The sequence below is a fragment of the Gelidibacter salicanalis genome (genome assembly GCF_016469035.1).
GTDB classification, from domain to species: Bacteria; Bacteroidota; Bacteroidia; order Flavobacteriales; family Flavobacteriaceae; genus Gelidibacter; species Gelidibacter salicanalis_A.
Genome location: NZ_JAEHJZ010000047.1, coordinates 110,384 through 122,219, shown reverse-complemented (window position 1 = coordinate 122,219; position 11,836 = coordinate 110,384). Strand labels below are relative to the sequence as shown.

Annotated in this window: 10 protein-coding genes; 5 read left to right on the top strand and 5 right to left on the bottom strand. The window is 39.7% G+C overall.

Translation table 11 applies throughout. From position 1 onward, the window contains the following. Positions 1 to 463: 463 nt before the first annotated feature. Complete coding sequence (locus JEM65_RS17860; RefSeq protein ID WP_199602591.1) at positions 464 to 1,408, top strand: hypothetical protein; 945 nt, start codon at positions 464 to 466, stop codon at positions 1,406 to 1,408. A gap of 51 nt (positions 1,409 to 1,459) precedes the next feature. Here the strand turns inward: JEM65_RS17860 and JEM65_RS17855 are convergent, their stop codons facing one another. The 5 genes from JEM65_RS17855 to JEM65_RS17835 all read right to left on the bottom strand — a co-directional run bounded on the left by JEM65_RS17855 (position 1,460) and on the right by JEM65_RS17835 (position 6,743). Beyond that, positions 1,460 to 2,146, bottom strand: a complete 687-nt coding sequence (locus tag JEM65_RS17855) for a 2'-5' RNA ligase family protein (RefSeq protein WP_199602588.1) — start codon at positions 2,144 to 2,146, stop codon at positions 1,460 to 1,462. 350 nt (positions 2,147 to 2,496) lie between these two features. Continuing rightward, a complete protein-coding gene (locus tag JEM65_RS17850) occupies positions 2,497 to 3,672 on the bottom strand; it encodes an ABC transporter permease (protein ID WP_199602587.1) in 1,176 nt (391 codons plus the stop codon). A 6-nt stretch (positions 3,673 to 3,678) separates the two neighbouring features. Beyond that, positions 3,679 to 4,635 (bottom strand): HlyD family secretion protein, encoded by a 957-nt coding sequence (locus JEM65_RS17845; RefSeq protein ID WP_199602585.1) that lies wholly within the window; start codon positions 4,633 to 4,635, stop codon positions 3,679 to 3,681. Positions 4,636 to 4,654: 19 nt separating this feature from the next. Further along, a complete protein-coding gene (locus JEM65_RS17840; protein WP_199602583.1) occupies positions 4,655 to 6,028 on the bottom strand; it encodes a TolC family protein in 1,374 nt (457 codons plus the stop codon). A 157-nt stretch (positions 6,029 to 6,185) separates the two neighbouring features. Then, positions 6,186 to 6,743, bottom strand: a complete 558-nt coding sequence (locus JEM65_RS17835; RefSeq protein WP_199602580.1) for a Crp/Fnr family transcriptional regulator — start codon at positions 6,741 to 6,743, stop codon at positions 6,186 to 6,188. Between the two features lie 268 nt (positions 6,744 to 7,011). Here JEM65_RS17835 and JEM65_RS17830 point away from each other — a divergent pair, with 268 nt between their 5' ends. From JEM65_RS17830 to JEM65_RS17815, 4 genes are all read left to right on the top strand, one after another. After that, positions 7,012 to 8,100 (top strand): nickel-binding protein, encoded by a 1,089-nt coding sequence (locus tag JEM65_RS17830; protein ID WP_199602578.1) that lies wholly within the window; start codon positions 7,012 to 7,014, stop codon positions 8,098 to 8,100. Between the two features lie 337 nt (positions 8,101 to 8,437). Beyond that, on the top strand, positions 8,438 to 9,628 hold the full coding sequence (locus JEM65_RS17825) for a CynX/NimT family MFS transporter (RefSeq protein ID WP_199602575.1): 1,191 nt from the start codon (positions 8,438 to 8,440) through the stop codon (positions 9,626 to 9,628). Between the two features lie 257 nt (positions 9,629 to 9,885). Continuing rightward, positions 9,886 to 10,389: a YybH family protein gene (locus JEM65_RS17820; RefSeq protein ID WP_199602572.1), complete on the top strand. Its 504-nt coding sequence runs from the start codon at positions 9,886 to 9,888 to the stop codon at positions 10,387 to 10,389. A gap of 30 nt (positions 10,390 to 10,419) precedes the next feature. Next, positions 10,420 to 11,805, top strand: coding sequence for an FAD-binding oxidoreductase (locus tag JEM65_RS17815; RefSeq protein ID WP_199602569.1), 1,386 nt, complete (start codon positions 10,420 to 10,422; stop codon positions 11,803 to 11,805). The last annotated feature ends 31 nt before the right edge of the window (positions 11,806 to 11,836 follow it).

The window sequence follows — 11,836 nt, the reverse complement described above, 5'->3', positions numbered from 1 at the left end:
TCGTGCCTCATTCGGAATGACAAACTTATGCCGTTGTTGGTGTTTTCCACCAACAACATCCTCTTTATGCCGTTGTTGGTGTTTTTCACCAACAACTTCCCCTAAATGTAAATGTAAGGTTGTCCTTCTAACAGATTTTCGCAAAAATTCTCACATCAGCGTTTTAGGGATGGACAAGTCACCTCAACCCATCAACAAATTGGGTAATTGATGCCGTTCTTGGTTTTATGCAGTTGTTGGTGTTTTCCACCAACAACATCCTCTAAACGTAAGGGCCATTCCCATAAATAAGATTTTTATAAAAAATGAGCCTCACATCAACCGTTTAAGAGACGCACAAATCATCTTTATTCATCAAAAAATCCTAACATCAGCCGACTTAGATCCGCACAAGGCACCTCAATTCATTAAAAAATCACGTATCTTTAGCATTCCTAGTGGAAGCTAAAACCCCATTAATTATATGAAGTATGTAGTGTCCTTACTGTTTGTTGTCTTAGTGTTTGGCTGCAAGGAGGTGAATTCTAAAGACGAAAATAATCTGCGAAAATTTGTTCAGCAATGGAACGAGTCCCATACGCTATTAAAATCGCCTTATTTAGCGCCTAATTATATGAATGTGGTCTCTTATTACGGGAAACAACGCTCCAGAGCTCAAGTCCTGCAAGACAAAAAAATGCTGTTTGAGCAATTTCCAGACTATACACAAAGTGTATTAAACAACCAGATTGAAGTTACAGAAGAGGCGGGGAAATATCTGGTGACCTTCAAAAACCGCGTGAGTTATAATGGCATAGAAGCTGATTACGATTCGTATCTGTCCGTAACCATTAAAAACGGCGCGTTCAGAATTCTACGTGAAGGGGTTGCTGAAACTACCACTGATCTTGATGCGCCTATTTTCCCGAAGGCTCGTGAAAACAGCCTTAACATTGCCAGTAACAGACAGTTGTTTGGCGATTTTAATGGCGACGGACTTTCAGATTATGCGACGGTCATTTCTCCAAAACTAAAAGTTGCGTTACAGAGCGACGATCAAGGTAGCGCTACCGTAGAATGCGTAAACGGATGCAATAGCGTCATCGTTTTTAGTAGTGGAGACTTGGAAGATATCACGATTAAGGGTGCGTACCAATCGCAGTTGGAAAACCTAAAGGATCTTAATAGAGACGGTGCTGATGAGATTGGTTTTTGGGATATCAAACCCACTTCTAAAACCCTCTATGTTTATAATGCCACCAACGGTACTTTACTTACCGAACCCATTTTTATTAACACCGCCGTTCATAAAAGCCTTAAGCTTATTGACGTTTTTAAAAAATCAGGTGTCAATAAAATCACCGTCACCCGCAGTGTTGAAGTGGACGGGAAGTGGATTTTAAAGAGCGAAATTATTGTGCTGGATTAAACTTATGAATCGCTCTTGAATCACTAGGGCCTGAAACGGTGTCCACACCATCTATTTTGATTCCCATAGTAATTTTCGAGCAGTACCAAAATTGCCCAATTGATATAGAGCGAGCGCGGGCGCCTTAAATTTGGTCGGTTGATGATGTTGCGCTAAACTGTCCAACACTGTCGTTTCACCCACGCCCAAACTGATATGTGGATTGAAATTTATAAAGCTATAATCGCTCACAAACTTCGGCACATAAGCAATCGTAAAGTCATCTATTGGGGTTCCATCTTCATTTTGCACATACGATACTTGTGAGCCATTGCTCACACTATAAGGTTTTAAAAGTCCAATCACTTTTTCGTGAAGAGCCATGAGCGCTTCACTTTTTTCCATGCCCATAGAAGCGAAACTTTTATTTTTATCCTTAGCATATTGAAGTTGGTCAACTACAAAGGTTTCATCTGCTATGGTTTTATAGAGACCGACTAATAATGTCTCTATTTCAGGCAAATCGCTTTCTTTTACATAAGACTGCAATAAGGTAATATGTGGAATATGCTGGTCATCTAAAGTAAAATTATTTGGGTTGTTTTTTAGCACGGATTGGTTTAAATGGACGGCTTGATCGTAAACGTCTTCTGGAAGGGTGAGGAGCACATCTATAGCAATGATTTTATCTTGGTTTTCACCACAAGAATGGGTGAGGGCTAATATTAAAAGGAATGCTATCAGAAAATTACGCTTCATAGTTGCGATTCTTAAAGTGTGAGTTTGCAAGGTTGGATAGTTTCGTTTTATCACTTATAAAAAGGATGCCCATGAATGGTTTTATTGTTCTCAAAATTACTCAAAATTAGCCAGATTTCCATTGTGAGATGAATTTTGCATTGAACATTTGTCCGTGTTTTCCACACGCCATTGTCGGTGTTTTCCACACGCCGTTGTTGGTGTTTTCCACCAACAACGATTCTTTCTAAGAAATAGCTTTCTGAATTTTATACATTCCCGCTGTTGTTGGTGTTTTCCATACGCCGTTGTTGGTGTTTTCCACCAACAACAATTCTTACTAAGCTAATAATCTTCTGATTTTTTTTACATTAAGCCTCCAAAACCACAGCCTCCTTTTTAGCCGTTTTATTAATTTTAAATTGCAGCAGAACTACCATCGCTACAAACGCTACGCCAAAAATGAGTGCTAACATGGTGATCTCTGAAGATACGGATGCAAAATTGCCGCCATAAAAGGCAATTTTACGAAACGCACTCAAAAATTGGGTCACCGGAATAAACTGTGCCACGCTGGTAATTACCTCAGGAATTGCTGCCGTGGGCCAGGTAAATCCGCTTAAGATAAAAGCCGGTGTAGAGATGACCATCAATAACTCTGTCGCTTTTAATTGACTTGGAATAGCGATGGAAAAGAGCATTCCAATAGCCATAGATGCCAAGGTTAACAAGATGGTCAAGACCAACATGGGAAAGTTAAAAATAGCCGCCGTGATCCTAAAATATGGAAAAAACGCACCCACAATGGCCCAAATAAATGGCAGCATAATTAAAAATGGGGTTGCCTTTAAGAAAATCAGGTATAACGACGACTTGTGATCTTTTACCAATTTCGCAAAATAACCGTCTTCAAAATCTCTCGAAAACGCTAGGGCCATGGCCAAAAATATAATCTGTTGCATGATGGCGGCCAAAATGCCTGGCAACATAAAGGTCACATAGTTTCCTGTAGAATTATAGAGTTTATTAAAATTGATCTTAAAACTTTCGTAGGATGCTTTGGCTTGGTCTGGATGCATGCCTTGTTTTTTAAGACCTTCTATTTCAATGCCTGCATTCATGGTCATTAACACGGTGTTAATATGGTTACTCGCTGTGTTGGCATTGACAATGTTGGCCATATTCAAATCCACACGAATTTCAGGGTGCTTCTTTTGGAGTACATTCTTTTCAAAATCCGTTGGAAAGGTAATGACAGCTGCATATTGTTCTGTAGGCATCTCCGCTACGATAGTTCCAGAAGTAGGACGTACATCCATTACCAACAGCCCTTCATTAGCGATAAACGCATCAATAATTTGGTCGGTGACCGGACTTTGATCTTGATCTACAATAACAATTGGTAAATCTTTGACTTTCGCTTGTTGGTACACATAGCCAAACAAAATACCGTACCCAATTGGAGCTCCAAAAAAGATAGCCATCAATACGCCATTTGAAAAAATACGTTTGAATTCTACCTTGAGTAAGCTTTTAAAATGTTTCATGAGCTACTATTTGATAAGGATGGTTGCGTTGGTATAAAACTTTTGATTCGATACATCTGAGGTCGGCACCACTTTGAGTTCGTAAATAGATTCTGATAATTCATACAAAGGCGCTGTGCTGGTAATGTCAGCATACTGTGCCAATTGTTTAATGGCGACAATTTTAGCGGTCGTTTCAACTTTCGTGTACGGATTAACTAACGTCAATTCCTGACCCAATTTAAAATCGTAAATTTTCGATTCTGGAATGGTAAACCTAAAATAAAGACTGTTGGACTTATAGCCATTGAACATGGTATAGCCTGGCGTTAACAATTCGCCTTCCTCTAAGCTGATGGTCTCCAAAGTCATATCTGCAGGGGCAATCATATATTGCTCATCAGAAGCAGACATCACTTCTTCCTTAGCACCAACGGCACGGTCCAATTGGCCTTGGGCTTGGGCAATCTGTTCTGAGCGTGCGCCTTTTTTAACCTCATCACGCTTGGCTTCCAAAGCTTTTACTTGAGCCTTGGCCATGTTGAGTTTCATTCTAACTTCATCAAACTGCTGTTGGCTGACTAAGGAATCCTGATACATATTTTGCAATCGGTTGTAAGATTCTTGGGCAAACTCCAATTGGGCTTTTCCAGAATTTAATTGGCCTTCAATTTGATTCAACTGTTCTGTAGTAGCGCCATTAAAAGCAAGATTCAATTGACCTTGGGCGGCTGTAATGGCACCTTCGGCTTGAGTCAGTTTCGCATTGACTTCCGGAACGTTCATCAAGGCAAGGGTATCGCCTTTTTTGACGGTTTGGCCTTCTTCAACATAAATTTTTTCAATCCGCCCTCCAATTTTACTGCTGACCGCTATAGTCTCGAATTTCACCTTGCCTCGGTTGGCGGTGATTTCGTCATTTTTGCAAGCATTTAAAGAGAGTAGGGCAAAGCCACCTAAAATGATGTGTGTATATGTTTTCATATCTAGAGTTGTTGAGGGGTTAGTACGTGAGTATGCCTTTAGCGTGTAGCAAATCGGCCACGGCACGGCGTTCATTAAAATAGGATTCCTGTAATTTAAAATTGGCTTTTTCAACATCATTCAACGCGTCGAGCACATCGTTAATGGACGCTAAATTATTTTTATACTGTTTGTTGACCATTTCATAAGTGTCACTGGCCAATTCGATTTCTTTTTCCACAATGGTGGTGTTTTGTAGTGCCGCTTGGTAGGTCAGTTCGGCTTTTGTGATGCTGAGTACAATCATCTCCTCGGCATCCTCTATTTGATCACGGTATTTCTGACTTTCCAAATGTGCTTTTTTGCTTTTTAATCGCGACTGGTTCCCATCAAAAAGATTCCATCTGATGCCTGCACCAATAAACCATTGCGGATCTAGGAGCGATAGATCATCTTCAATAAACTCATAATGTCCTTTTACCGCAACTTTTGGAATAAAATTGCTTTTTTCCATTTTTACTTGATAAAGTGTTGCTTTTTCAGCTTCTTCCAAGGCCTTAATTTCGTGACGTTTTTCAGAAGTAGATGCTTCTGGTACGGAAAAGGATTGCAATTCCGGATTCAACAATCTCAGATTCGCTTTAACTTCGCCAGTCAACTGATGAAGAAGTTCAACGAGGAGAATATTATTATGCTCAAACTCTAGCTGTTTACCTGCCAATTGCTGCTGCGCCAATTCAATTTTTTTCCTGCTGATAGGTGTAGCCAAGCCGTTTTCAATGGCTTTTTTGACATAGAACACTTGTTCGTTCAAATAGTTTTCTGACGTCGAAAGCACTTTTTTTGAAGCCAGTACAAGCGCCAATTTATCATAGGCTTCAATGATTTGTAAAGCTACTTTATCTTTTTCGGCCAACCCTACATAGTTGAGGGAGGTTTCTTTATGCTGACTTGCTTTTAGGGCGTTTGTGGCTTCAAATCCGCTAAACAATACCCAATCCAAATCTACTGACGATTTTAAGATGTTTTTATTTTGCAGATTAGGGACGTCCGTCAAAGGGATATTCTCTGGAAAAGGCGTATTAAACGGAATTCCCACCGCGTCTTTAATAAGCAATTTTTGCGTACCGATTAATAAATTTTGGGTGTTTTCATCAAAGGTAATATCGTCATTGAGCCTTGTAAAACTTCCATTAAGGGTGATTTTTGGCAAGAATACAGATTTGGCCAATTGCTGATCTACCTGGGCCTGTGCAGCATCAATTCGGTTGGAATTAAGCTGATGACTTTTGGTGATGCCTTTCTGAATCAATTCTTGCAGCACAGGGTCCAGTTGTTGTGCGGTAAGTACCGACGGCATTGCAATGGCCATGAGCATCACACATAGTTTTAAGACAAAGTTGTTCATATGCATTAGTAATTGGTTTTAAATACTAGGCAAAGTTAAGCATCAATGGTTTGGCTTCCTTTGACCTATATCAAAAAAATGGGGGATTTGAGGTGTGAGGTTTGAGGTGTTAGGAGGTGTGAGGTTTGAGGTTTAGCTTGTGTGACTTGACGGTTCTAGGTTTCTATTTTCTGATCCGGCTGAGGGTTTCTTGGGTCATTCCTAAATAGGAGGCAATATGGCCCAAGGGAACTTGGTGGGCAATATCAGGGAATTCGGCCAACATATAATCGTAACGCTCTTTGGCGGTTTGAAATTGGATGGCGTTGAGTTTGTTGACTATTTTTGTCAGCATTTCTGTGGTGACGAGCCGTCCCAATTTTTCCATTTGGTGATATTTGGCGAAGAGTTGATCAATATCCTCTTTAGAAATGCTGTAAACAAGCGAATCTTGTAACACTTCCAAATAGTAGAGGCTCGGACTTTGTTGAAAAAAGCTATCGGCACTGGTCATAAATTTCCCAACCCCAAAAAACCATTGGGTAATTTCCTTCCCATTTTCATTAAGATAATAGCTTCTGCCCATACCGTGCTCTATAAAATACAAGAATTTACAAACGTCGCCTTGGCGAACCAGAATCTGATTTTTTGCAACCGATTCTTTTTTAAAATGGCTAAGGATATCATTCAGTTCGTCGGGAGTAAAAGGTACTAAGGTGATCAAAAAATCGCTTATGCTCATATATTATAGTGCTAGTATGTATTTGTTCAGGGGTTTTGACAAGATAGGCAAAATTGTAAAGTAGCTGCAGTTCCAAATCCAAAAGATCAAGTCTAAAATATATAATTTCTCTTATCAGAATGCTTGGTATTTTAAATTTAAGATATCATTTATGGATAGCTAATGGTACTTGAGTTCCTTAAAAAGCCAGAAAGCTACATCGGGAGTAACCCCTTTAAGATGAATGTTTTAAAATAAAAACGTACCTTAGGTATTCATAATCAATACGATGCCATTATATTTGGATTTACACGAACTCCCAGAAGGCATCTCCGCACAACACGTGGCAGAGATGCACCAAGCGGATTTGGACCTTGAGCACCACTACAATTGTCGCGGGTTAACTTATTGGTGTGATGAAAAAAGAAAAACAGCATTTTGTTTGATTGACGCACCAAATAAACAAGCGCTTATTGACTTACATGAAAATGCCCACGGTGCCGTTCCCACACGCATTATAGAAGTAAATGATACCATCGTTGAGTCTTTTTTAGGGCGGATTGAAGATCCTGAAAAATCGAAAAAATTAAATTTAAATATCATTAATGAGCCGGCTTTTAGGACCATTATGATCTTGAAATTAAAACGTCGAACACTAAAAGTTACTGATAAAACCATTCTAAAAGCAGCCGTCAGAGAATATGGTACTGCTATAAAAGCGGTAACTTCCAACACTCATGGCCGAGTTGTAAAGCATACCCAAAATTTCTTTTTATTATCTTTTGAATCCGTTACGGATGCTATCAACTGTGGTGTTGAAATTTACAAATTGTACAATGCTGTCCTAACTCCCGATTTGGAATTTAAAATCGGTATTAGTGCTGGAATTCCCGTAACCGAAAAGGAAGGTTTCTTTGAAGATACCATAAAAATTTCTGATTATTTGAGTGATATCGCTAAAGGCAATTTTTCAATTACCACCGCAATCAGCGATCTCTATCAAAGTGAAAATCAAAATAAAGCCCTTCCCATGGGTGATTTTATTCAGGTTCTTAAAAGCTCAGAAGAACAGTTTATGACTGAGTTGATGGCCTATACTGAATCTATTTGGTCCTATTCTACAACCACTGTGAATGACTTTGAAGAGCATCTTGGGTACAGTAAATCCAAACTTTATAGGACCATATTACAAGTGGTTGGCAAGTCTCCCAACATGTTTTTAAGAGCGTATCGTTTGCATAAAGCATTAGAATTATTGGAAAAACAAAGCGGCAACATTTCCGAAATAGCTTATCAAACGGGTTTTAGCAGTCCGGCTTATTTTTCTAAGTGTTTCCATAAAAAATACGGAATTCTTCCCTCAAATTTTTACAGTTAATTTAGATACACTTCTACGTATTGCAAGAATCGGGTTACCTGTTCAGGTGCTCTGTGGGTCAGTTTATTTTTATACGCATAGATTGGCGCTATGATATCAGGGTTATTATCACAATAAACAAAATCCATCAGATCTTCTAAAAACAAAAGCCTAATTTTGCAGTCTTTTTGATAGCATTTCCCTTTAGCATTCCAGCCTAAAAATAGAAAGAGAAAGCAGCTTCTTTTGGTGCTATATTCTTTATAAATTGGTTTGGAAATTAAGGGGCCAAATGATTTTCGATCAATGCTAATCAAAACCCATTAGGCTATTTAACTGTCCTTTATTTTTAAAAGTTATGGAAACTCAAGATTCAAACGGATTAAACAAAGCATCACGAACGCTATTGCTTATAGGCGTTTTATTCGTAGCCATCAATTTAAGACCAGCATTATCAAGCATTGGTCCGTTGGTTGACATGATTCGTAATGATGTTGGGCTTTCTGACACCTTGTTGGGATTGCTCACCACCTTGCCCTTGATAGCATTCGGGATCGTTTCCACAATCACACCGTTGTTTACCAAGCGTTTTGGCATTGGAAACACCCTTTTGGGTGCCCTAATTTTACTGACTTTAGGAATTATAGTTCGTTCCGTTGGGGGTGTTTTTGAATTGTATTTAGGCACTATTTTATTGGGAATAGCCATTGCTTTTGGAAATGTGTTGATTCCTGCATTGATAAAGAGGAATTTCCCGCATAAAGCAGGATTTGTGACGAGTTTATACTCAGGAATTATGTCTCTTGGGGCCGCTGTTGCCGCAGGATTAAGTTTTCCATTAGCTGTAGAATTTAATTTAGGTTGGCGTGGGTCGTTAAGTGTTTGGGCGGTGTTGGCAGCAATAGCCTTAATTATTTGGATTCCTAACCTCAAACGTCTTGACCGTTCTGTGCCAAGTAGAAGTTTTAAAGATGCCATGAAAAAATTGAGTGGCTCTTTGTTGGTTTGGAAAATGGCGCTTTATATGGGACTTCAATCTTGGGCGTTTTATGTTATTTTAGCCTGGTTACCCGCCATCCTGATTGACCGAGGGTTTGAAGCTTCCTATGCAGGATGGATGCTATCTTTATCACAAGCCACCGGAATTATCGGGGCCATTGTCATTCCTATTTGGGCGGGCTCACGAAAAGATCAACGTCTAATTATTGTTTCTTTAATCATTGTTGAAGTGTTGGCGTTGCTAGGCTTAATGATCCCAGGAATTGGAATGGTGGAACTTTGGGTGGGACTCATTGGAATGGTCCTGGGCGGCACATTTGGGTTGGCGTTATTGCTGATTGTTCTACGTTCTAAAGACGCCGAAACAGCTGCCGAACTCTCTGGGATTGTACAATCTATAGGCTATTTAATTGCGGCAACCGGACCCTTTATTGTTGGTGTAATTTATGACCTTACGCAGGTATGGAATTACGCTCTGGGGCTGTTGATAGCCATTGCAATTATCAAATTGGTGATGGGAATTGATGTGGGAAAGGACAAAAAGGTATAAACGCTCATAGGTATGTCAATAGTACCTATATGTAGTCTTTTGTAGTGGGTTGCCGTCTTGGTGCATCATAAGAAACTTTCCATAAATACTTGGAGCACTTTTTTTTTAATCGTCGCATTAACCCTATAACTGCATCTCCTACGTTTCAGTGATACTTATGTCTTCATGGTCTAAAAGTCTTTTTATTTGGTCTAAATGTAGAATTCCAGAGAATTATTCTATTCTACATTTGTTAAGAACCTTATAAATAAAAAGTTATGAAGACCAAAATAATCTTAGTTAGCATTATGATGTTCGGGATGGTGATCATAGGATGCGATGATGATGATCTCGATGTAAAAGCCCCTAAAATAGATTTGATAAATACGGAGTTTCCAGAGGCCAAACAAGAGGTGATGGAAACCTTTGGTGCTATTGCCCAGAGTATTAAGGATGGTGATATGGATAAATTAATAGCCTTTCACGGCTATAGTGCTAAGTTTACAGAATTTAAAAATGGAGCTCCGCGAAATGGCGCCGCGGCAAATGAAGCTTATGAACGTGAAGTTTTTGGCGCCGTAACTGAAGTGGTAAAGTTTGAAGCCAATGATTTACAAATTGCTGTTTACGGGGAGGTAGCCAATCTCACGTTCCATTCTGATTTCCATCTAAAATTTGGCGAAGATTTAGTGGTTGTTAATGACCAAATTACACTCTTATTTGTGAACACTGCTACGGGGTGGAAAATGGTTCATGAACACCATTCGCCATTATCAAATTAGTGGACAGGATAATTTTAAAACCTTATAAAGATGAAAAATTCAGTAAAGGAGATGGCTCCTCAAATAATAAAAGCCTTCGCGGCACAACTAAATGGCCGAATCATTTTGCCATCAGATGAAGATTATAATACTACACGAGAAGTGTATAACGCCATGATAGATAAACGTCCTGGGCTCTTTGCAATGTGTCAAAACGCCGATGATGTTAAAGCCGCCGTAAATTTTGGAAGAGATCATAACCTATTGGTGGCCATCAGAGGTGGTGGCCATAATGGCGCTGGTTTGGGAATTTGTGATGACGGACTGGTAATTGATTTGTCAGGAATAAAGCATGTTGACGTCGATACTTCAAACAATACAGTAAAAGTTGGGGGTGGCAACATTTGGAATGAAGTGGATCAGGTAACCCATCAATACGGTTTGGCTATTCCTTCGGGAATGATTTCTACCACCGGAGTTGGTGGTCTTACACTTGGCGGCGGTATTGGATATTTAACCAGGAGATACGGACTCACCATTGATAATTTATTGGAGGCAGACATGGTTTTGGCTGATGGCACATTTGTTACCGTTAATGCCAATGAGAATACCGATTTGTTTTGGGCCATCCGTGGTGGGGGTGGCAATTTTGGTGTGGTTACATCCTTTACCTTTCAAGCCCATCCAGTAAAAATGATTATTGGAGGTCCAACTTTATGGCCAATTGAAAAGGTTGAAGCCATCATGGCCTGGTACGACAAGTTTATTCAAAAAGCACCAGAGGATTTGAACGGCTTTATTGCCACGATGATCATTCCAGAATCGCCGTTCCCAGAGCATCTGCACAATAAGATGTTCTGCGGCATTGTATGGTGCTATGTGGGAGATCCTGATAAATTTGAACAACTCTTCAAACCTGTCTTAGATCTCAACCCCATATTTGCTCACGTAGGTGAAATGCCCTATCCGGCGATACAAACCTTGTTTGACGGTTTATTGCCAAAGGGTCTGCAATGGTATTGGAGAGCTGATTTTTTTAATGAATTAACTCCAGAAGTCACAGCCCAACATTTAAAGTTTGGATCAAAAATTCCAACCCCATTATCCCAGATGCATTTGTACCCTATTACAGGAGCCGCGAGTAGAGTAGGAGCCGAAGAAACACCTTGGGCTTATAGAGATGCCAAGTATGCTGGCGTTTATGTAGGTGTAGACCCTGAGCCTGATAATGCGAGTAAAATTACCGATTGGTGCAAAGACTATTATAATGCCTTACATCCGTATTCCGCCGGGGGTGCCTATTCCAATTTTATGATGGAGGAAGGCCCGGATCGTGTAAAGGCCAGTTACAAACACAATTATGAGCGGTTGGTTAACATTAAAAGGGCTTATGATCCGGATAATTTATTTAGGGTCAATCAAAATATTAAAGTATGATGAAGCTGTAGTTTTTTGCAGTTTGATAGTA